Origin of the sequence: Roseibium sediminicola (assembly GCF_023156505.1) — a bacterium.
Taxonomy (GTDB): Bacteria; Pseudomonadota; Alphaproteobacteria; order Rhizobiales; family Stappiaceae; genus Roseibium; species Roseibium sediminicola.
This window is the reverse complement of record NZ_JALNMJ010000023.1, coordinates 69,655-90,600: the sequence shown is the minus strand read 5'-3', so window position 1 is coordinate 90,600 and position 20,946 is coordinate 69,655. Positions and strand designations below refer to the sequence as shown.

Here is a 20,946-nt window from a genome sequence, read left to right as displayed (position 1 = left end):
GACGAAACGAAGACGTTCCTCCATTTTGGACACCTCTTGCCACGGCATCTACACCTCCCGAAAAACGGAAAGTGTTACCTATGTGTCCGGAACGTTCTGTCACCTATGTCTCAGGTCGGGCAATGAATTCAGGCCGCCGGGCTCATGTCCTTGAGCGCGTCCTCAATTTCCGCCACCACCGCATCGGCCGCCGCACCCGGATCGCCTGCCTGGCTGATCGGGCGGCCGACGACGAGATAATCGCTGCCGGCCTCGATGGCGTCTTTCGGCGTCATGACCCGGCGCTGGTCGCCAGCGGCGCTGCCGGCGGGGCGGATGCCCGGCGTGACGATCACCAGCTCGTCGCCCAGGATCCGGCGCATCTTGGTGGATTCCGTTGCCGCGCAGACAATGCCGCCCATGCCGGCCGCGCGGGCATCCCTCGCCCGTGCCTCGACCACATCGGCGACCGGGCCGCGATAGCCGGCATCGATCAGGTCCTGTTCGTCCATGGAGGTCAGCACGGTCACGCCAAGAAGACAGAGATCCGGATTGCCTTCCTCGCGAAGGCCTTTCACGGCCGCGCGCATGGTTTTCGGATAACCGTGCAGGGTCATGAAGGTCATGCCCATCTTGGCGACATTGCGGACAGCCTTCTCGATAGTGTTGTCGATGTCGTGCAGCTTGACGTCCAGAAAGATCTTCTTGCCGTCGCGCGCCAGATCGCGGGCGAATTCCAGCCCGCCGGCAAATTGCAGCTCCATGCCAATCTTGTAGACCCCGATCTTGCCCTCGGTCTGCTTCACCAGCCTTTCGGCTTCAGCGACCGTGGGCACATCAACAGGCAGCATCAGGCGGTCGAGGGCGGTCTTCGGGGCGAACGGGCTCATCGGCATCGGCGTATCTCCTGCGGCAAGGGAAGGCGCCCCGTTCCTAGCACCAAGGAATCCAGCGCACCAGAGTTACTTCTTGCCGGTTTTTTCGAATTCCGCGAACGCGTCCTTGTAGTCCGCATGCCAACGGCTCAGAGGCGGCCGGTTCTCGAGAATGTCGCCGATGGCCCATTCCGCGCGGCGCTTGTCGCGGGTGGTGTCGACATCATTGTCCGGGCAGAGAATATAGAAATCGCCCGCCGACATGCGTTCGATGAAATAATCGACCGCCTGCTCGCTGGTCCAGGCGGCGGCCGGCTTTTCCGGAATGAAGCTGGCGATCATGCCGGTATAGGTGAAGCCGGGCACGAACAGATGCACGGAGACCGGCGCGCCTTCTTCGCGCAGCTCATGGGCCAGCTGCTCGCTGAGCACTTTCACCGCTGCCTTGGTGACATTGTATCCCGGATTGCCCGGCGGTGTGGTGATGCCCTGCTTGGAGCCGGTGTTGACGATCACCGCCGGACGCCCGGCCTCGATCATGCGCGGTGTGAAGGCCTGGACCCCTCTGAGAACACCGAAGAAATTGACATCCATCATCTGCGCCCAGTTGTCGAACTTGTCCCAGGTCTTGGTGGGTCTGCTGATCCCGGCATTGTTCATCAGCACTGCGACGGGGCCGTTGGCGAAGGCCTTGTCCGCGAGCGCTTCGACCTGCGCCTTGTCCGAGACATCGGTCGGGACAGCCAGAATGAGAGCACCCGCCTTGGCCGCCTGACCGACCGTTTCGACGGCCGCATCAAGCGTTTCTCCCGGCAGATCCGCCAGGATCACGCCGAGGCCGGCTTCGGCAAACCGTGTGGCGGCAACCAGGCCAACGCCGCTGGCGGCGCCGGTCACGACGGCAACACCGCCATCTGCAACAGCTTCCTTGAACATGTCTGTCTCCCGGGAATGGCAATTGCCGTTTGAACGCGCTTGCCTCCACTACAGCCTCATCCTGAGGAGGATCGCAAGATCCGTCTCTAAGGATCGGCACCCGCACTCTGCGTTTGAGGCCGATCCTTCGAGACGCCGTTACGCGGCTCCTCAGGATGACGTGGTGTTTTAGGCGGCTGCTTAAAAAAATGATTTGATTGTCCGGCCCTGGCAAAACTTCCTTATCGGTCAATCCGTACCATCCTGCGGCGAAGTCGCTATTTTCTTAGCCGTGTCAGGCTGCTACAACACCGCCGGCTCCTCTTATGACTTCAAGGACATCAGCCCATGCGCACTGCGAGTGTATCGCGCGATACCAAGGAAACCCGCATTTCGGTCGAGATCAACCTGGACGGCACCGGCGCCTATGACATTGCGACCGGCGTCGGGTTCTTCGACCATATGCTGGAGCAGCTGGCGCGCCATTCGCTGATCGACCTGAAGATCCGCGCCGACGGCGACACCCACATCGATTTTCACCACACGGTCGAGGACACCGGCATCGCGCTCGGCCAGGCGATTTCCAAGGCCCTGGGCGACATGGCGGGCATCACCCGCTATGCCGACACCCATCTGGCCATGGACGAGGCGCTGACCCGTTGCGCGCTCGACGTTTCCGGCCGGCCGTTCCTGGTCTGGGACGTGGCGTTCGATCGCGACAAGGTCGGCGACTTCGACACGGAGCTGTTCGAGGAGTTTTTCCGCGCCTTTGCCATGAATGCCGGAATCACCCTTCACATCGCCACGCTTTACGGCTCCAATTGCCATCATATTGCCGAGACCTGTTTCAAGGCGGTCGCGCGGACCCTGCGCAAGGCGGTGGAGATCGATCCGCGCCAGGCGAACCGGGTACCGACGACCAAGGGCCAGCTCGGCGGTTAGGCAGGATCCTGCAATGAGCACTTATGTTGTGATGGCACCGCCCGAATTCGACGATGTCGCGGGCGATCCGAACCAGACCGACCGGCTGGAATTCGTTCCGGACGGGTTTTCGACGCTTGCCTTCCTGTTCTCGCTGATCTGGATGCTGGTGCACCGCATGTGGCTGGTTCTGCTCGGCTATCTCGCCGTGACGCTGGTGGTCGAGCTGCTGGCACTTGCCGTCAGCGAGGAGGCCATGGCCGTGGTTGCCTTTGTCATCGCCATCCTGTTTGCATTCGAGGCGCAGGCGCTGCGCCGCTGGTCTCTGGAACGAAAGGGCTGGCGCGTCGTCGGCATTGTCGATGCCGACAGCAAGGCCTCCGCCGAGCTGCGGTTCCTGCACAAGGCCGCCGACCATCTCTCTCCCGAACGCATGCGCCAGTCGGTCCGGCGCCCCGCCCCCAGCCCGATCGTCCCGAGGATCGGCAGCGAACAGGTTGTCGGCCTGACCCTCGGCCCGGAGAACCGTCAATGACCATTGCGATTATCGATTACGGCTCGGGCAATCTGCGCTCGGCCGAGAAGGCGTTCGAGCGCGCGGCCCGCGCCCACGCCCACGTGCCGGACGTGATTGTCACCTCCGATCCCGAGCGGGTGCTGAAGGCGGATCGCATCGTTTTGCCCGGCGTTGGCGCCTTTGCCGACTGCAAACGCGGCCTCTGGGCCGTGGAAGGCATGCCGGAAGCGCTGGAGGAAACGGTTCAAAAGCAGGGCAAGCCGTTTTTCGGCATCTGCGTCGGCATGCAGCTGATGGCCTCGCGCGGCCTGGAATTCGAGACGGTCGAGGGCCTCGGCTGGATCGACGGCGATGTCGCCGCGATGACCCCGGCCGACCCGAGCCTGAAAATTCCGCATATGGGCTGGAACACGATCAATGTGGCGCCCGAAAGCCACAAGGTGTTCGGCGGCATCGACACCGGTCCGGACGGCTTGCACGCCTATTTCGTGCACTCCTTCCACTTTGCCTGCGCCCATGACGCCGACCGGCTGGCAACCTTCGACTATGCCGGCACGTTCACGGCCATGGTGGCCAGGGACAACATGATCGGCACCCAGTTCCACCCGGAAAAAAGCCAGCGGCTCGGTCTCGAGCTGATCGCCAATTTCCTGGACTGGACCCCTTGAACAACGACCCTGGGAGGGACCCAATGAGCAAAGGTTACTGGATTGCCCGCGTCGACGTGCGCGATGCGGACGGCTACCCGGCCTATGTCGAGACCGCAAAACCGGCGTTCGAACGCTTCGGCGCCAACTTTCTGGCCCGTGGCGGCAAGACCAACGCCATCGAGGGCCCGGGCCGGGCGCGCAACGTCATCATCGAGTTTCCGAGCTTCCAGCACGCGGTCGATTGCTACAATTCGCCCGAATACCAGGAAGCGGTCAAAATCCGACAGCAAGTTGCCGATGGCGAAATCGTCATCGTGGAAGGAATTTAAGACGTCATGATCCTCTTTCCCGCCATCGACCTGAAGGATGGCCAGTGCGTGCGCCTGAAACTGGGCGACATGGACCAGGCGACCGTCTTCAACGACGACCCGGGCGCCCAGGCAAAAGCCTTCGAGGACCAGGGTTTCGAGTGGCTGCATGTGGTCGATCTCAACGGCGCCTTTGCCGGCGAGAGCGTCAACGGCGCGGCGGTCGATGCCATTCTGGCGGCGACGAAAAACCCTGTGCAGCTTGGCGGCGGGATCCGCACGCTCGAGCATATCGAGACCTGGCTTGCAAAAGGCATCTCCCGGGTGATCCTCGGCACGGTGGCGGTGCGCGATCCGGCGCTGGTGAAAGAGGCTTGCCGCATGTTTCCGGGCAAGGTTGCCGTCGGCATCGACGCCAAGGGCGGTTATGTCGCCGTCGAAGGCTGGGCGGAAACCTCTGAACTGACGGCCGTCGATCTGGCCAAACAGTTCGAGGATGCCGGGGTGTCGGCGATCATCTACACCGATATCGACCGTGACGGCGTCCTGAAGGGCCTCAACATCCCGTCGACGCTGGACCTTGCGAAATCGGTCTCCATTCCTGTGATCGCCTCCGGCGGTCTTGCCTCGATCGACGACATCCACCGCCTGCTGGAGCCGGACTGCGCCATCCTCGAAGGTGCGATTTCCGGCCGGGCGCTTTACGACGGACGTCTGGATCCGGCGGAAGCGATGGACCTGATCCTGGCGGCGCGAAGGAAAGCCTCATGACCCTCAAAGCCCGTGTCATTCCCTGCCTGGACGTGAAGGACGGCCGTGTCGTCAAGGGCGTCAACTTTGTCGACCTGGTCGATGCCGGCGATCCGGTAGAGGCCGCCAAGGCCTATGACGCGGCCGGGGCCGACGAGCTCTGTTTCCTCGACATCACCGCCAGCCACGAAGGCCGAGACACGATCTACGACGTTGTCCGGCGCACGGCGGAGGCCTGTTTCATGCCCGTGACCGTCGGCGGTGGCGTGCGCACCGTCGAAGACATCCGCAAGCTGCTGATCGCCGGCGCCGACAAGGTCTCGATCAACACTGCCGCCGTCACCAATCCGGACTTCGTGCGTGAGGCGGCGGAAAAATTCGGCGCGCAATGCATCGTGGTTTCCATTGACGCCAAGCAGGTCAATGCGCCGGGCGCGCCGGAGAAATTCGAGATTTTCACCCATGGCGGACGCAATCCAACCGGCATCGATGCCATCGCGTTTGCGAAAAAGGTCGTCGAACTCGGGGCCGGCGAACTGCTGGTGACCTCCATGGACCGGGACGGCACCAAGTCCGGCTACAATATCGCGCTGACCCGGGCGATTGCCGATGCGGTGCCGGTACCTGTGATCGCTTCCGGCGGCGTCGGCACCCTGGATCATATGGTTGAGGGCATCCGCGACGGCCATGCCACCGCGGTTCTGGCGGCGTCGATCTTCCATTTTGGCGAATACACCATTCACGAGGCCAAGCAGCACATGAACGACGCCGGTGTTCCGATGCGTCTCGACGCGTAGCCGGGTTAAGGGACTAGCCGAATGACCGACTTCACATTGGAACAACTCGACGCCATTGTTGCCGCGCGTGCGAACAGCGACGACGAAACGTCCTATACGCGCAAGCTCGTCAACAAGGGCGTCGCCAAATGCGCCCAGAAGCTGGGAGAAGAAGCGGTTGAAGCGGCGATTGCCGCCGTTCAACGGGACCGGGAAGAGTTGACGGCCGAGGCCGCCGATGTGCTTTATCATTTGCTGGTGGTGCTCAATATCTCGAATGTCCCTCTTCAGGATGTTATGAAGGAGCTTAGCCGCCGCACGGGACAGACCGGACTGGAAGAAAAGGCGTCCCGGCCGCAGGAGTGATCTTCACCACTCCTCGATAAAGGGTTCCGGCGAACAGGGACTGCGCGAGACATGGATCAGAAAGTCGCAACCGCCCTGGACATGGATCTGTCCCCTTATCAGGTGTTCACCGAGCGCCAATGGTCGCGTTTGCGCGCGGACACGCCGATGACCCTCGACGCGCATGAGGTGGCCCAGCTGCAGGGTCTGAACGCGCCGGTGTCCATCGAACAGGTCGAAACCATCTACCTGCCGCTGTCGCGCCTGCTGGCCTTCTATGCAGAGGCGACGATCAGCATCTATCAGGCGACGCAGAACTTTCTCGGCACAAGGGACAACAAGACGCCGTTTATCATCGGCGTCGCGGGCTCGGTCTCGGTCGGCAAGTCGACCACCTCACGCGTGCTGCGCGAGCTTCTGGCCCGATGGCCGGCCAGCCCGAAGGTCGATCTCCTGACCACGGACGGGTTCCTGTTTCCCAATGCGGTGCTGGAAGCCGAGGGCCTGATGTCGAAAAAGGGCTTTCCGGAGAGCTTCGACCGGCCGCGGCTCTTGAAATTCCTGTCCGACATCAAGGCGGGCAAGCGTTTTGTGCGCGCGCCGGTCTATTCCCACTTTTACTACGACGTCATGCCGGGCCACACGGTCACCGTCGACCGGCCGGACATCCTGATCGTCGAGGGGCTCAACGTGCTGCAGACGCGCGAGTTGCCCAAGGACGGCCGTGCGGTACCGTTCGTGTCCGACTTCTTCGACTTCTCGGTCTATATGGACGCCGACGAGGATCTGCTGCGCAAGTGGTATGTCGACCGCTTCATGCGGCTGCGCGAAACCGCCTTCCGCGACCCGGGCTCCTATTTCCATAAATATTCGCGCATCACGGACGAGGAAGCGGTGGAGACCGCCAACCGGATCTGGAGCGACATCAACCTGGTCAACCTGCGCGAAAACATCCTGCCGACCCGGCCGCGTGCCGATCTGATCCTGACCAAGAACGCAAGCCACCGCATTTCAAAGGTCGCCCTGCGCCGGATCTGACGGGAACGGAAAACCCGCGGCTGGCAACGACCTCGAGTTGATGAGTTTCCAAACAAACAAACGTCATCCTGAGGAGCCGCGTGAGCGGCGTCTCGAAGGATCGGCCGCTTGTTATCGTCTTCGCGGCGGATCCTTCGAGACGGGCCTGGCGGCCCTCCTCAGGATGACGTTGAATGGGTGGCAGGCACTTTTCTAGATGCCTGTCACAAGCGTCAGGCTTAAGCCACCGAGCGCTTGCGCACTTCCTGGAGGAAGGTGCCGACCTGGTTGCGCAGCATGCCGGCGTTTTCCTTCAGCTGCTGTGCGGAACTGTCGACCTTTTCCGCCGTGTCGCGGGTGTTCTCGGCGGCAGCGGCGACGGTCTCGATATTGGTGGTCACCTCGACGGTGCTGCGCGAGGCTTCGGTTGCGTTGCTGGCAATTTCCTGGGTCGCGACGCCCTGTTCCTCGACCGAGGAAGCGATCGACGAGGCGATCTCGTTCATGTTGTTGATGATCTCGGTCACCGAGGAAATCGCGCTGGCCGCATGACCGGTTTCGTCCTGGATCGCGGTGATCTGGCTGGAGATTTCCTCGGTCGCCTTGGAGGTCTGGTTGGCCAGTTCCTTGACTTCCGCCGCCACGACCGCGAAGCCCTTGCCGGCTTCGCCCGCGCGGGCTGCCTCGATGGTCGCGTTCAGGGCCAGGAGGTTGGTCTGTTCGGCGATCGCCTGGATCAGTGTCACGACCTCGCCGATGCGGCTGGCGCTTTCCGACAGGCCATGCATGCGCTGGTTGGTGGCCTGCGCCTCATTGGCGGCGCGGGAGGCGATTTCGCTTGAGGACTGCACCTGGCGGCGGATCTCGTTGACAGAGGCTGACAGTTCCTCGGCGGCGGCGGCCACGGTTTCAACGTTGTGGGCGGCCTGCGAGGACGCGTTGGAGACCAGGCCGCTCTGTTCCGTGGTCTGCGCTGCGACGCCGGTCATGTCGGCGGAGGCGGCCTGCAGGTTCTGCACCGAGCTGTCGATGATATTGAGCATGTCCATGATCTGGCGGTCGAAATCGCCGCTGAGCTGCTGGATTTCGGCACCCTTGCGCGCGGTGTCTTCCTGCGCGGCGTTCTGCTGGTCCTCCAGGGCACGGCGCTCGGTTTCGTTGCGTACGAAAATTTCCATGGCGCTTGCCATCTGGCCGATTTCATCGCCGCGGTCTGTGCCTTCGATGTGAATATCCGTGTTGCCGTCCGCCAGTGTGTTCATGTTGTTGGTCAGGGCCCGCAGCGGCCGGACCGTGTTGCGCACGGCAACGATGGCGATGGCGATGGCGATCAGGGCGCCGACAAGGGCGAGTGCGATGATGGTGGTGGCGGCCTCCCAATAGGCCGTATCCATGTCATCCACATAGACGCCGGTGCCGATCATCCAGTTCCAGGGTTTGAAGCCCGCACCCCAACCATATTTCTCGATGGCGACCTCACTGTTGGCCCGCGGCCAGTAATAGAGCAGGGAACCACCACCGGCATTGGCGAGCTGGATCATTTCCGCGATGATCCGGACACCGCTCTTGTCGGTGAAGCCCATCATGTTGGTGCCCACCAGCGATGCCTTCGGGTGCACCAGGTTGGTGCCGTCGACATTGTAGACAAAGAGGTAATTGTCACCTTCGAAACGGATGGCGCCGATGGCGGTCATGGCGGCGTTCTGAGCCTCTTCCCGGCTCATCTTGCCCTGTTTTTCAAGGTCATGGTAATGCGCGGCAATGGCAACCGCGCCATTGGACATGTCTTCGATTTTGGCCATGCGTTCGGCGAACATTGCCGAATAGAGGCTGTTGAGGCTGACAACGCAAATGGCTGCCGTGAACAGCAGGATGGTCGCGATCGGAAGGCTGATTTTCCAGGTAATGGGCCAACGGGCGAAAGACATGGTCTTGGAGTTCCTCTAGGGCTATGTCCCCAGAGGATCGCGCTAAATAATTGACCAATTGCTTAAACGTTGAGCTTTTCCGGGAAACTATCTCCATTCTTCCGGTCAGGAGACAGTTTGCCGCAGAGTTCCCGCAACTATTGCGAGAATTTGCTACAGATAAGCAGCTGCTAATAGGTTCATCTGCGGGCGCAGAACACATCCCGCAGGCCGGGGCGCGACCAGGTGGCGTTCTGAAGCTGGCCTTTCAGCACATGACCTTGCGATTCGAAATAGAAGGTATTGGCGCCACCCTGGCGCTGCAGGGTAACGGCGCCATAGCCCATTTCGGCGACGGTGGCCGACTGCATGTCGGGTGAAAACACCACATTGAGGTCAATGCCGGCGGTGCACAGATAGTCGGCGACATTGGCCCGGGCCGTCTGCTGTTGCTGGAAGACCGGCTGGTTGGAGCCCTCAATCGCACCGGGCGGCGTCGGACCGGCCGGGAAACCGTTGCCGGGCTGGCCGTCAAAGCCGCCATTGGGATTGCCCCAGGTGTCGTTGTTCGCGCCGAACCCGTCATTGCCCGGGACACCGCCGGGAACGCCGAAGGTCTTCGGCCCCTGGATCACGACTTCGCGGAACGGGGTGCGCGTGACATAGATGCCCCGGCACTCGCCGCCGGCGCCGCGCACGGTCCAGGCATGGGAGACGTAGGTTTGCTGTTCCAGGATCTGGCCCGGCTCCAGGCGGGCATAAGGCCGCTCGCCGCCCCGGTAATCGACCCAGTGTACCTCGATCGGCTGCTGGCTGGCATTGCGGAAGACGATCTGTCCGGGGCGGGTCGCCTCAACGGAGCGCACGCGGCCAAGTTCGCTGCAGGACAGGTCGGACCCCGGCTCTTCAGCGCCGTAGGCGTCATCGGAAACAATCTGCTGCGGTTGCGCGCATGTGGCCACGAACAGGCGCACCGGATTGGCGCTGCCCTTCAGGGAAACCGCATGTGCCGGCAGGCCTTCCACGGCAATCGACAATTCGGACTGGCGGATCATGGCCTCCCACAGCGGGTCGGTCATCTCGATATTGACTTCAGGCAGCGACACGCCGGCTTCATTGGCGGTCGAGGAGCCGAAGGCGTTGTAGATGTTCTCAAAATCGCCGGCTGTGATGCGCACGGCCTGCGGCATGCCTTCCAGAAGTCCTGCCGGAGCCTGCTGGAACGTGATCCTCGCGAAGCCGGACTGGGTGCTGCAGTCGGCGCGGAAGTCCCGGTCGTCCGTCTGCGGAACGCCATGCTCCAGCAGCGACGGCGATCCGGGCTGGGTGCCGGGTTCGGCAAGCCACTGGCGGGCCTCGTTCGGCGTCACCAGCACAGGCTGGGCATTGGCACCGGCCCCTGAAATGGCATTGCCGACGGTGGTTTCGAAATCGGCCCCGGGCAGCGACGCGGTCTGGGAACCATCGTTTCCGGGAACGGAAATGGGCGTGTCGACCGGTTCCAGCGGCTCGAGGCCACCGCCGTCCTGAGGCGGATCGAGTTTGGTGATCGTGCTTTCCGTCTGCGTCGCGGGTGGCAGCACGGTCGTTTTCGGCGTTTCGCTCGGTGACGTGGTGACCGGACCGGCGGCGGTGCCGGTGTTGGTGCCGACGACACGGGCGACCGCGCCGGGCTTGCCGTCGTTGGAAACATCGACGACCAGCGTGCTGCCGGAGCAGATATTGGCATCCCGGTGAAGCACGCGGCTGTTTTCCAGCGTGACTTCCAGCTTGACGTCACAGCCCGGCCGCTTGCTGTCGCTGCCCTGTGTATCGACGACAACACCCTTGTCGTCCCGGCTGATGATCGGCCTGTATCTCTTGTCGATGGTGATCGACCGGATGCCTGGCTCCGGCGGCTCCACATTGATGCGTATGGTCTCGGGCGCGGATTGCGCCAGAACCGCAGAAGCGGAAACGATCAGAAGGACGCTCGCCGCGGCCAGCAGTCCGGACTTCAGCATGGGGGCAGAATTTGATTTGGCAGCAAGACGCCGCATAAGCGATCTCCGTGGGAGCGCAAGTCTATCACCGTTTGGCAATACTTAGGCAAAGTGGCGGTGAAAGGGCAAGCCTGCAATCGCACGAGACCACGCCATCAGCGCGGCGCACGCTTGGCCAGGATCCGTTGCAGTGTGCGCCGGTGCATGTTGAGCCGCCGCGCGGTCTCCGAAACATTGCGGTCGCAGAGCTCGTAAACCCGCTGGATGTGTTCCCAGCGAACGCGGTCGGCCGACATCGGATTTTCCGGCGGTTCGGCCTTTTCTTCGGGCTTGCGTGCCAGCGCGGCAACAATGTCGTCCGGATCGGCGGGTTTCGCGAGATAATCGATGGCCCCGAGTTTGACCGCGGTGACCGCGGTGGCGATGTTGCCGTATCCGGTCAGCACGATCGCGCGGGCATCCGGGCGTTTCTGGCGGATCTGTTCGATGACATCGAGGCCGTTGCCGTCTTCGAGGCGCATGTCGACGATCGCGAAGGCCGGCGCGGCGCGGGCGATCTTGACGGCCGCGTCCTGAACGCCGTCGGCGGTGTCGATCGCAAAGCCGCGTTTTTCCATGGCGCGCGCGAGACGCTGCTGGAACGGTTTGTCGTCATCGACGATCAGGAGGCTCATGTCCTCCGTGGTGCTCGGGGCTGATGTCTGGTCCGTCATGTCGTCTTACCGGTTTTTAGTCTTACGTCTCGACTTGCGCTCCGGATGAGGCATCCGGTGAAGTATGTACATTTTGTGGCTCTTTGCCGTTATGGGCCGAAAATGGCGTTTCGTCCACTCCGCCATCCTGCTCATAGACAGAGCGCGGCCAGCTGACGCGGATATGGGCACCGGTCTCGGGCGGCGCCACATTTTCCAGGCTCAGCTTGGCGCCGGTGCGCTCCAGCAGCGTTTTGGCGATGAAGATCCCGAGTCCCAGCCCGCCGCCGGTGTCCCGTTGCAGGGATTTGCCGCGTACGGAAACATAGGGGTCGCCGATCTTGCCCAGAATGTCGACGGAAAAGCCCGGGCCGTCATCCTTGATCGAGATTGACAGGGCTCCGGCATCCCAATTGGCGGTGACATCCACGCGCGAAGCGGCGAAATCGACGGCGTTTTCGACAAGATTGCCGAGGCCGTAGCGGATCGCGGCATTGCGCGTGCCGACCGGCTCGGGGCCGGTTCCGGTCCAGTCGGAATGGATCGCCACGCCTGTGCCGCGATGCGGGTCGATCACATCTTCCAGAAGCTGCGAGACGGGCATCCGCTGATAGGTGCGGTCCGTCTCGCTGGAAAGGCTCGTCAGCTGGCGCAGGATGCCGCGGCAGCGCTCCGCCTGGGAATGGATCAGGTCCAGATCCTCGGCCCGCGGATCGTCCGCCTCGAATTCGTCGGCCAGCTCCTTGGCGGCCAGATAGATGGTCGCAAGCGGCGTGCCGAGCTCATGCGCGGCCGCCGTTGCCAGGCCGTCGAGCGCATTCAGATGCTGTTCGCGGGCGAGCACCAGTTCGGTCGCCGCGAGCGCATCGGCCAGCTGACGGGCTTCCTCGGCGACCCGGAAGGCATAGATCGCCATGAAGCCGAGCGTGGAGACCAGCGCGATCCAGATACCGACCGAATAGACGACGGGAAGCGAGAAGTCGCTGCCGACCGGCCAGGGGAGAGGCAGGTGAAAAACAGCCAGAAGGCTGGCGCAGATGGTCGCCAGGATGCCGAGAATGAAGGTGTAGCGCGCCGACAGGCCTGTCGCCGACACCATCACCGGCGCCATCAGCAGGAAGGCGAAGGGATTGCCGAGACCGCCGGTCAGGAAGAGCAGCCCGCTCATCTGCAGAATGTCGTAGGCCAGCTGCAACATCGCGGCGCGTTCCGACAGGCGCATCGCCGACGGCCAGCGGATTTTGAGAAAAATGTTCAGCCACGCAGACAGGGCCACCATGGCAAAGGCGAGGCCGGCCGGCATCGGATAGCCAAGCCCGACATGGACCACCAGAAGCGCCGCGGATTGCCCGCCGACCGCGAGCCAGCGCAAACGCACCAGCGTGTCGAGCTTCAGACGCCGATGCGGCAGGATGATGTTGGACGTCGGTTGATCTGGCATGATGTCCGGAACTGGAAAGCAAACTCTCCCCTTTTGGAGCGGATTCCGGGTTGTGGCAAGCCGTGGCTCTTGTATCCGAAGGTTCTAGATGCTAGCCACCCGCTAAACGGTTGTCCGGATCACGCGGGCCGGCGGCCATCCGGAGGGACTTGTCGTCCACTGTATCCAGTTCAGCACCGCGAAACGGAATGAGATCATGACCGACACCAATGACGGCGGCGCAGAGCCGCAGGCAGAAGGCGCCGCTGCGCCGGGCATGCATATCCTTGGCCAGTACATCAAGGACCTGTCCTTCGAAAACCCGAATGCACCGCGCTCCCTGGCTCAGGGCGAACAGCCGAAGCTCGACATCAACGTCAATGTCGGCGCCCAGCAGATGGGAGACGATCAGTTCGAGGTCATCCTGACGCTGACCGCCAAGGCGGAACGTCCGGACATGGTCATGTTCAATGTCGAGCTGGTCTATGCCGGCCTGTTCAAGATCACCGGCGTGCCGAAAGAGCATATGCATCCGTTTGTGATGATCGAATGCCCGCGGATGGTCTTCCCCTATGCCCGCAACATTCTCTCTGAGGCGACCCGCAACGGTGGTTTCCCGCCGCTGATGCTCGACCCGATCGACTTTGCGCAGCTGTACCGCCAGAACATGGCGCAGCAAGCCGCGGCCCAGAAGGAAGCCGGCGAGCAGAAGCCGAACTAAGGCTTTTTGATTTCGCGATTTTTCGGACCCGCGCTGGCCTCCGGCGCGGGTTTTTTACAAGAAAAGCGCTTTAATCCTGGGCCTCGAAGGCATTTACGATCCGCTCCGGCAGCGCCCAGGGGCGGATGATGACGACATCGAAGCGCAGGGTGTAAAAGCCTGCCTTGGCGTGCTGGGACACGAAGATCTTCGCCGCCCTGACGATCCGCCTCTGGCTCGCCGGCGTGACGGCTTCCAGCGCTGCGCGGCGGCTCTTGCGCGCCTTGACCTCGACAAATGCCACCGTCTTGCCGCGTTTGGCGATCAGGTCGATCTCGCCGGCTTTTGTCTTGTAGCGGTGTTTCAGAACGCGCCAGCCGGTCAGGCGCAGATACCAGGCAGCGAGGGTTTCGGCGTTGAGGCCGAGCGCATGGGCGCGCCGGCGCTTGTCGGTTGCCGGATTGTCCCGCCGCCAGCCCATCAGCCGCCATCCGCCTTCAGTTCAAGCGCACGTTTGTAGACCTCACCGCGTTCCAGGCCGGTGGCCTTGGCCACCTTCTTGGCGGCGGCGCTCACCGGCATGTCGGCTAGCGCTTCACGCAGCAACGCGTCGAGATCGTCCGCAGTTGCTTCCGGTTTTTCTTCCGGCGGCCCGACCAGGATCACGATCTCGCCCTTGACCTGGACATCGTCGAAGCGCTCGGCGAGCTCTTCAAGGGTGCCGCGCTCGAAGGTTTCGAAGCGCTTGGTCAGCTCTCGGGCCACAACGGCCTCCCTGCCAGCGCCGAGTTTCTCGGCCATCAGCGCCAGAGTGGCCCCGGTCCGGTGCGGGCTTTCAAAAAACACCAGCGTGGCGGGAATGCCCGCCAGGTCTTCGAGGCGCCGGGTCTTGGGCCCGCCCTTTTGCGGCAGGAACCCGGCGAACAGCACCGTGTCGCTGGGAAGGCCCGAGGCGACGAGGCTCGCCAGCGGCGCGGATGCGCCCGGAATCGGGATGACCTTGAAGCCCTCGGCCAGCACATCGCGCACCAGCCGGTAACCGGGATCGGAGACCAGCGGCGTGCCGGCATCGGACACCAGAGCCACCGCTTCCCCCGCGGCCAGTGTCTCCAGGATCTTGGGACGCTGCTTGTCGGCATTGTGCTCGTGATAGGCCATCAGAGGCGTCTTCAGCGAAAAGCGCTGGGTCAGGGTTGCCGTCACCCGCGTGTCCTCGCAGGCAATCACGCGCGCGGCCGCCAAGGTTTCCAGAGCCCTGACGGTGATGTCGCCGAGATTGCCGATCGGCGTCGACACGATATAGAGCGCGGGCTCCAGATTTGGCGCGGTAAAGGCATGTTCGGCGAGGCTGTAGCGATTTTTGTCCGCTGCAGCGGCGGAATCGATGCCCATGAGAGGTCCTTTCGCGCCCGGGTATCGGGCGGCAGATCCGTTTGGAGTGATGTCGTTGTCCTTGCGCTACCGCCGCAGGACAACCGATGCAAGGCAAATCCACTATTGATGCGGGCGATATGCCCTTGAAAGACCGCTAAAACTGGACAGGACGGCAACGAATACGTAAGTCTTTTTGAAAGGGTGGATTGACAGATATGGCAAGTGGAATGCAGGGCGACGGGCTGAGGCAACGCAGACGGATTTTCTTGAAAACAGCACTGGCAGGCGCCAGCACGATGCTGCTCGGCGGCTGCATGGGCTCAACCCTCGGCTCTCTGCCGGGCGACCAGGTTCAGCCCGGCGTGCAGCCGCAAATCACCGGTGAGGTGATCGGCACCGGCGGTGTCCGGGTCGGCCTGCTGTTGCCGCTGGCGAGCGCCGGCGGCAATGCCTCGATCGGGACGGTGTTCAAGAATTCCGCTGCCCTTGCCTTGCAGAATTTTCCAAGCGCCGACTTGCAGCTGCTGGTGAAGGACACCGGTGGCACCGCGGAAGGCGGCCGCGCGGCGGCTCAAGCCGCCATCGCGGAAGGCGCGGAACTGATCCTCGGCCCGGTGTTCTCGCCGGCCGTTGCCGGCGCCGCCCAGGCGGCCCGCGCCACAGGCGTGCCTGTGATTGCCTTTTCGACCGATACGTCGGTTGCCGCACGCGGGGTCTATCTGCTCAGTTTCCTGCCGGAAACCGACACCAAGCGCATCATCGGCTATGCCGCCAGCCAGCAGAAACGTTCCTATGCCGCGCTGATCCCCGAAGGGTCCTACGGCGCGGTTGTCGAGGCGGCGTTCCGCCAGGAAGTCGGCCGCACTGCGGGCCGGATCGCGACCATCCAGCGCTACAAGCTCAACGGATCCGATACTTCGGATCTGGTTGCCAAGACGGCAGGGTTGAAATCCGTCATGGGCAATATCGATGCCCTGTTCATTCCCGCGGGCAGCGGCGTGCCGGCCGTGGCCGTGCAGACCCTGGTCAGCCAGGGCGCCAATCTGGGCAATGTCAAGATCCTCGGCTCCGGGCAGTGGGATTCGCCGCAGATCAAGAACAATCCGGTTCTCGCCGGCGCCTGGTTTGCCGGACCGGAGGACAAGGGTTTTCTGGCCTTCGCGCAACGCTACCAGAGCACCTACGGGTCCGCCCCGCCGCGCAATGCCAGCCTGGTCTATGACGGCGTCACGCTCGCCGCGGGCCTGATCCGCTCCGCCGGCCAGCAGCGCTTCGAGCAGCGCATCCTGACCAATCGGGACGGCTTCATCGGCATTGACGGCTTGTTCCGCTTCCAGTCCAATGGCCTCAACGAGCGCGGTCTGGCCGTCTATCAGGTGACCGGCAAGGGCACCCAGGTGATTTCCGCCGCGCCGAGAGATTTCCGCACCGGTTTCTAGGGTCAGGACTCATTAATTTGATCGAAATGGCGCAACAAACAGCAACGAGTTGCAAGGAAAAGCGCGAAAAGCGGGCTATACGCCCGGTTGAGCGGTTTGACGCAGCAGATCGAAGCCGTTTTTGCGTCCCTCCGGGATAGGGTGAATTTGCCCGGCAACGTCGTTGCAAATCTTGGGAAACCGGAAGGTTTCCTGCAGCTTTGCGCCTCGTATCCGAACACATTCATCCCTACCATTTCACTCAAATTAGTGGGTCCTGACCCTAGGGTCACCGCTTTCATCAGGAGTAACGAGTAGATGTTGAGCGGCAAAGAGATCGTGCTGATCATCAGCGGCGGCATCGCGGCTTACAAATCCCTCGACCTGATCCGGCGCTTGAAGGAACGTGGCGCGCGGGTGATCCCGGTGATGACACGCGGCGCGCAGGAATTCATAACGCCGCTGGCCGCCGGGGCGCTGTCAGCGGAAAAGGTCTTCACCAGCCTGTTCGACCGGGAGGCCGAACACGATGTCGGCCATATCCGGCTCGCCCGGGACCACGACCTGATCGTGATCGCGCCGGCGACAGCCGACCTGATGGCGAAGATGGCCCATGGCATTGCCGACGATCTGGCCACCGCCGTGCTGCTGGCAACCGACAAGCCCGTGCTGCTGGCTCCCGCGATGAACCCGAAAATGTGGCAGAACCCGGCGACCCAACGCAATCTGGCGGTGTTGCAGGAACGCGGCATGGCAGTCTGCGGCCCGGCCAGCGGTGAAATGGCGGAAAAGGGCGAAGCCGGCACCGGCCGCATGAGCGAGCCGCTGGAGATCGTCGCCGCTGCCGAGGCCGTGCTCAGGGATACGGCAATCGAGGCAGGCAACCTGCCGCTGGCCGGCCGTCATGTGCTGATCACGTCTGGGCCGACCCATGAGCCGATCGACCCGGTGCGCTACATCGCCAACCGGTCCTCCGGCAAACAGGGCCATGCGCTGGCAAAAGCCGCCTTCGAGGCGGGGGCGCGGGTGACGCTGGTCTCGGGCCCGGTCACCTTGCCCGATCCGGCCAATGTCAATGTCATCCATGTGGAGTCCGCCTCTGCCATGCTGGCGGCGGTCGAAAGCAATCTGCCGGCCGACATTGCCATCATGGCGGCCGCGGTTGCCGACTGGCGGGTGGCGTCGGAAGGCACGCAGAAGATCAAGAAGGACGGCAGCGGCAGGCCGCCCGCCCTGGAGCTGACCGAAAACCCGGACATTCTGGCCACCATCGGCCATCACGGCAGCCTGAGGCCGAAACTCCTGATCGGCTTTGCCGCCGAGACCCAGAACCTGATCGACAATGCGCGCGGCAAGCTGGAGCGCAAGAAGGCCGACTGGATCGTCGCCAATGATGTCAGCCCAGAAACCGGCATCATGGGCGGCGACGCCAACACGGTCCGCCTTGTCAGCCGAACGGGTGTCGAGGACTGGCCGGAACTGGACAAGACGGAAGTGGCCCGCCGGATCATTGAGCGCGCGGCAGAGGCATTGGCGGTGAAATAGCTGGCTTTTTTCAGGCCGCGAACTTGAAATAGCTCATGCTGATCGAGCCGTATTCGTAGCTGCGATGAAGCAATTGTGCCTTTGCGTCCGAACCGCCCGCGCCGAAGGCGAAGAACAATGGCAGCAGGTGCTCGTCCGTCGGATGATTGCGCCGGAAGGCCGGCGCGCGCTCCAGATCGTCGAAATAACCGATCGAGCCGAATTTGAGCCCGTCATCGAGCCAGCGGTCGAAATCGGCCGCCCAGGCCGGCGTCGGTGACCCTTGCGGTCCGAATTCGAGCAGATTGTGCGTCGTGCTGCCGGACCCGGCCAGCAGAACACCCCTGTCCTTCAAGGGCGCCAGGGCTTTACCCAGGGCATAGACCGAAGACGGGGTGCTGCCAAAGGGGAGGGACAGCGCAACCACCGGAATGCTGGCGGTCGGATAGGCGAGCGACAGCGGCACCCAGGCGCCATGATCCAGCCCCCTGTGGCTGTCCAGTTCGACCTCGTGACCGGCGGCCTCCAGAAGACGCGCCGTCTCGTCGACATGCGCCTCGTCGGCTTCGGCCGGATAGGAAATGTCATAGAGCGGGGCCGGAAAGCCGCGGAAATCGTGATAGGTGCGCAAGGGGCCCGGCGCGGACAGTTTCAGGCCCTCCGTCTCCCAATGGGCGGAGAGGATCACGATCGCCCTGGGAATCGGCTGCGACGCGGCAAACCCTTTCAGAAACCGGCTGGCGGCTGTGTCTTCAAGGGCGAGGGTCGGCGCACCATGCGCGAAAAAAACAGGCGAAATGCTGACAGGCGCTGCCGCCATGGAGCCACTCCTTGCAGAATCGGTGTCCCTTAAAAATACGCCTTTTCAAGCGTGGTATTAGATCCGAATTTAGAGAAAGCTCGTTCAGTATTTTCGAACAGTCGTTAAAAAATCCAAAAACTGTTCAAGCGCACCGCTTAGCGCTCGGCAAGCGGTGCGCGTGTGGCAGGGCCGGTTACCGGTAGCCCAGATTGATCAGCTGGACACGCCGGTTGACGGCGGCATCGGGATCGGAGGGATCACGCAGCTGTTCCTCGCCCAGTCCGACCGCAAAGAGCGTATCGCCCGGCACACGGAACGTTGTCACAAGCGCTTCACGCACCGCGATCGCCCGCTTCAGCGAAAGCTCCAGATTGTATTCCCGGGCGCCCTTGGCGTCCGTGTGGCCAACGATGAAGAACGTCTGCCCCTGGAGATAAGGCGTGTGCAGCGCGTCCGCAATCAGGCCGACAGTCTCATAGGATTCCGGCTTGATGCGGGCGCTGTCGAAATCGAAGGTGATTTCAACATTGAACTGTCGCAAGGAGGCCAGCTTGTCCGCCAAAGGCAGGCTCTGGGGCGCGTTGGCGCCCGGATATTTCTCGATGTTCTCCAGGGCGGCCTTCTGCAGCTCGTCGGCGCTGAGCTCGACTTCCTGCTGGGCACCCTGAAGCGAATTGATGATTTCGTTGCGGCTCAGTTTGGTTTGCGCCGTCGCGCCGCTCGCGGAGACGGCAAGAAGGGCGGCCGAAACAGCGGCCAAAAGGATTCTGGTCATAAAACTCTCCCTTGGGGCGCTGTTAGCGGTAGCCGGCCAGATCGATGGCCGTGTTGCATTTCTGGCTGACGGAGGGCTGTGCCTTCAGGAGACAGCGCAGGATGTGGCCGGCGCCCGGTTTCACGCCCTTGCAATATTGCGCGGCATCACGCTCGCAGATTTTCGGTGCGGCTGCCTGGGCGGCGAGGCGTTCCTGGATTAGGGCCACAACGGTGACCCGGTCGGCATTGCATTTCTGCGAGACCTTGGCCTGGTTCTTCTCAAGACACTGCATGATCTCGTTATTGGCGAGCGTCGCAGACTTGCAATGGCTTTCGATGTCCTTGCCGCAGCTGGCCGCCAGGATCTTGATCGCGTCGGCGAAACCGACAGTTTGCGCGATGGCTGAAGGGGTTGTTGCCAGCAAAACGCCGGCGGTGAGGGCAAATATCAATTGTCTCATGTTGCAAATCTCCCGAACACGGCAACATTACGATGCGGCAGAGTGTTTCAGGAGAACCTCACGACTGCAAGTAGATCCCTGATTTCAATTCCAAAAAATCATTCAGGCTCGGCAACCTTGACAGCGGACCGCGAATGTCGTCACTCGCCGGAAACACTCACTGCCGGATGCCTTCAATGACCGTCACGCTGGAACTGAAACGCCTGGACCATGGCCGGGACCTGCCCTTGCCCGCCTATCAGTCGGAGCTTGCCGCCGGGCTTGATCTCACCGCCGCCGTCGAAACGCCGGTGACACTCGCTCCCGGTGAACGGACCCTGGTGCCGACCGGCCTGGCCATGGCATTGCCGGCGGGCTACGAGGCCCAGGTCCGCCCCCGGTCCGGCCTGGCCGCCAAGCACGGCATCACGGTCCTGAACACACCCGGCACGATCGACGCGGACTACCGGGGCGAGGTCAAGGTCATCCTGATCAATCTGGGCGACGCGCCCTTCGAGATCGTCCGCGGCGAACGGATCGCCCAGATGGTGATCGCACCGGTGCTGCAGGCGGAGATCCACGAGGTCGAGGCCCTGTCCGAAACTCTCCGGGGCACCGGCGGCTTCGGTTCCACCGGCCGCAGCTGACCTAAGAGTCTGGCCCATAAATGAAGTCGAAATGGCACAACCCCGATAGGAAGGGTGCGCGGAGCGGGCTTATTGCCCGATCAAGCGCGCTGACGACACGGGGTGAAGCCATTTCCATGTCCTTCGGATTTGACCGAATTGGTCTTCCCCTGCGTCGCAAAAGGCTTGAAAATGAACCACATTTCCTACGCTTTCGCTCCTTGATGAAGACCAATTCGCCTCAAACCATTT

23 protein-coding genes are annotated in these 20,946 nt (G+C 62.6%); 12 read left to right on the top strand and 11 right to left on the bottom strand.

Going from position 1 to position 20,946, the window contains the following annotated elements; translation table 11 throughout:
• Positions 1 to 128: 128 nt before the first annotated feature.
• Together pyrF and M0H32_RS24365 are read right to left on the bottom strand one after the other, a co-directional pair.
• Complete coding sequence (gene pyrF, locus M0H32_RS24370; protein ID WP_248158577.1) at positions 129 to 875, bottom strand: orotidine-5'-phosphate decarboxylase; 747 nt, start codon at positions 873 to 875, stop codon at positions 129 to 131.
• 66 nt (positions 876 to 941) lie between these two features.
• Positions 942 to 1,790 carry an SDR family NAD(P)-dependent oxidoreductase gene (locus M0H32_RS24365; protein ID WP_248158574.1) on the bottom strand — a complete coding sequence of 283 codons (849 nt, stop codon included), beginning with the start codon at positions 1,788 to 1,790 and terminating at the stop codon, positions 942 to 944.
• A gap of 327 nt (positions 1,791 to 2,117) precedes the next feature.
• Between M0H32_RS24365 and hisB the strand changes: the two genes are divergently transcribed.
• Genes hisB through coaA form a run of 8 tightly spaced genes read left to right on the top strand, consistent with a single transcriptional unit; the run spans position 2,118 to position 7,074 of the window.
• A complete protein-coding gene (gene hisB, locus M0H32_RS24360) occupies positions 2,118 to 2,711 on the top strand; it encodes an imidazoleglycerol-phosphate dehydratase HisB (RefSeq protein WP_248158571.1) in 594 nt (197 codons plus the stop codon).
• Positions 2,712 to 2,724: 13 nt separating this feature from the next.
• On the top strand, positions 2,725 to 3,225 hold the full coding sequence (locus tag M0H32_RS24355; RefSeq protein ID WP_248158568.1) for a DUF2628 domain-containing protein: 501 nt from the start codon (positions 2,725 to 2,727) through the stop codon (positions 3,223 to 3,225).
• On the top strand, positions 3,222 to 3,875 hold the full coding sequence (gene hisH / locus M0H32_RS24350; protein ID WP_248158566.1) for an imidazole glycerol phosphate synthase subunit HisH: 654 nt from the start codon (positions 3,222 to 3,224) through the stop codon (positions 3,873 to 3,875). Before M0H32_RS24355 ends, hisH begins: the two co-directional genes overlap by 4 nt.
• A gap of 23 nt (positions 3,876 to 3,898) precedes the next feature.
• On the top strand, positions 3,899 to 4,186 hold the full coding sequence (locus M0H32_RS24345) for a DUF1330 domain-containing protein (RefSeq protein WP_248158554.1): 288 nt from the start codon (positions 3,899 to 3,901) through the stop codon (positions 4,184 to 4,186).
• A gap of 6 nt (positions 4,187 to 4,192) precedes the next feature.
• Positions 4,193 to 4,936 carry a 1-(5-phosphoribosyl)-5-[(5-phosphoribosylamino)methylideneamino]imidazole-4-carboxamide isomerase gene (gene hisA / locus M0H32_RS24340; RefSeq protein ID WP_248158551.1) on the top strand — a complete coding sequence of 248 codons (744 nt, stop codon included), beginning with the start codon at positions 4,193 to 4,195 and terminating at the stop codon, positions 4,934 to 4,936.
• Positions 4,933 to 5,712, top strand: coding sequence for an imidazole glycerol phosphate synthase subunit HisF (gene hisF / locus M0H32_RS24335; RefSeq protein ID WP_248158549.1), 780 nt, complete (start codon positions 4,933 to 4,935; stop codon positions 5,710 to 5,712). The genes hisA and hisF overlap by 4 nt, the downstream gene beginning before the upstream one ends.
• Positions 5,713 to 5,733: 21 nt before the next feature.
• Positions 5,734 to 6,057, top strand: a complete 324-nt coding sequence (locus M0H32_RS24330; protein ID WP_248158546.1) for a phosphoribosyl-ATP diphosphatase — start codon at positions 5,734 to 5,736, stop codon at positions 6,055 to 6,057.
• A 51-nt stretch (positions 6,058 to 6,108) separates the two neighbouring features.
• Entirely contained in the window at positions 6,109 to 7,074 is a 966-nt protein-coding gene (gene coaA / locus M0H32_RS24325; protein ID WP_248158543.1) for a type I pantothenate kinase, read from the top strand.
• A gap of 218 nt (positions 7,075 to 7,292) precedes the next feature.
• Here the strand turns inward: coaA and M0H32_RS24320 are convergent, their stop codons facing one another.
• From M0H32_RS24320 to M0H32_RS24305, 4 genes are all read right to left on the bottom strand, one after another.
• Positions 7,293 to 8,981, bottom strand: coding sequence for a methyl-accepting chemotaxis protein (locus tag M0H32_RS24320; protein ID WP_248158541.1), 1,689 nt, complete (start codon positions 8,979 to 8,981; stop codon positions 7,293 to 7,295).
• Between the two features lie 179 nt (positions 8,982 to 9,160).
• Entirely contained in the window at positions 9,161 to 10,999 is a 1,839-nt protein-coding gene (locus M0H32_RS24315) for a VHL beta domain-containing protein (RefSeq protein WP_248158535.1), read from the bottom strand.
• 98 nt (positions 11,000 to 11,097) lie between these two features.
• On the bottom strand, positions 11,098 to 11,655 hold the full coding sequence (locus M0H32_RS24310) for an ActR/PrrA/RegA family redox response regulator transcription factor (RefSeq protein WP_248158526.1): 558 nt from the start codon (positions 11,653 to 11,655) through the stop codon (positions 11,098 to 11,100).
• A gap of 22 nt (positions 11,656 to 11,677) precedes the next feature.
• Positions 11,678 to 13,075 (bottom strand): ActS/PrrB/RegB family redox-sensitive histidine kinase, encoded by a 1,398-nt coding sequence (locus M0H32_RS24305; protein WP_248158523.1) that lies wholly within the window; start codon positions 13,073 to 13,075, stop codon positions 11,678 to 11,680.
• Between the two features lie 196 nt (positions 13,076 to 13,271).
• Here M0H32_RS24305 and secB point away from each other — a divergent pair, with 196 nt between their 5' ends.
• Entirely contained in the window at positions 13,272 to 13,775 is a 504-nt protein-coding gene (secB, locus tag M0H32_RS24300) for a protein-export chaperone SecB (protein ID WP_248158520.1), read from the top strand.
• A gap of 70 nt (positions 13,776 to 13,845) precedes the next feature.
• Here secB and M0H32_RS24295 read toward each other — a convergent pair whose 3' ends face one another.
• Positions 13,846 to 14,235: a YraN family protein gene (locus tag M0H32_RS24295; RefSeq protein WP_248158516.1), complete on the bottom strand. Its 390-nt coding sequence runs from the start codon at positions 14,233 to 14,235 to the stop codon at positions 13,846 to 13,848.
• Positions 14,235 to 15,146: a 16S rRNA (cytidine(1402)-2'-O)-methyltransferase gene (gene rsmI, locus M0H32_RS24290; protein ID WP_248158513.1), complete on the bottom strand. Its 912-nt coding sequence runs from the start codon at positions 15,144 to 15,146 to the stop codon at positions 14,235 to 14,237. Before rsmI ends, M0H32_RS24295 begins: the two co-directional genes overlap by 1 nt.
• Positions 15,147 to 15,394: 248 nt before the next feature.
• On the opposite strand from rsmI, the gene M0H32_RS24285 reads away from it, so the two are divergent.
• Together M0H32_RS24285 and coaBC are read left to right on the top strand one after the other, a co-directional pair.
• On the top strand, positions 15,395 to 16,567 hold the full coding sequence (locus M0H32_RS24285; protein ID WP_248158510.1) for a penicillin-binding protein activator: 1,173 nt from the start codon (positions 15,395 to 15,397) through the stop codon (positions 16,565 to 16,567).
• A gap of 297 nt (positions 16,568 to 16,864) precedes the next feature.
• Positions 16,865 to 18,091 carry a bifunctional phosphopantothenoylcysteine decarboxylase/phosphopantothenate--cysteine ligase CoaBC gene (gene coaBC, locus M0H32_RS24280; RefSeq protein ID WP_248158508.1) on the top strand — a complete coding sequence of 409 codons (1,227 nt, stop codon included), beginning with the start codon at positions 16,865 to 16,867 and terminating at the stop codon, positions 18,089 to 18,091.
• A 10-nt stretch (positions 18,092 to 18,101) separates the two neighbouring features.
• Here coaBC and M0H32_RS24275 read toward each other — a convergent pair whose 3' ends face one another.
• From M0H32_RS24275 to M0H32_RS24265, 3 genes are all read right to left on the bottom strand, one after another.
• Positions 18,102 to 18,890 (bottom strand): DODA-type extradiol aromatic ring-opening family dioxygenase, encoded by a 789-nt coding sequence (locus M0H32_RS24275; RefSeq protein WP_248158506.1) that lies wholly within the window; start codon positions 18,888 to 18,890, stop codon positions 18,102 to 18,104.
• Between the two features lie 175 nt (positions 18,891 to 19,065).
• Positions 19,066 to 19,647, bottom strand: coding sequence for an OmpA family protein (locus M0H32_RS24270; RefSeq protein ID WP_248158499.1), 582 nt, complete (start codon positions 19,645 to 19,647; stop codon positions 19,066 to 19,068).
• 22 nt (positions 19,648 to 19,669) lie between these two features.
• The gene (locus tag M0H32_RS24265) at positions 19,670 to 20,089 is read right to left on the bottom strand and encodes a hypothetical protein (RefSeq protein ID WP_248158498.1); all 420 of its coding nucleotides are present in this window, start codon (positions 20,087 to 20,089) and stop codon (positions 19,670 to 19,672) included.
• A 176-nt stretch (positions 20,090 to 20,265) separates the two neighbouring features.
• Between M0H32_RS24265 and dut the strand changes: the two genes are divergently transcribed.
• Entirely contained in the window at positions 20,266 to 20,715 is a 450-nt protein-coding gene (dut, locus tag M0H32_RS24260; protein WP_248158496.1) for a dUTP diphosphatase, read from the top strand.
• The last annotated feature ends 231 nt before the right edge of the window (positions 20,716 to 20,946 follow it).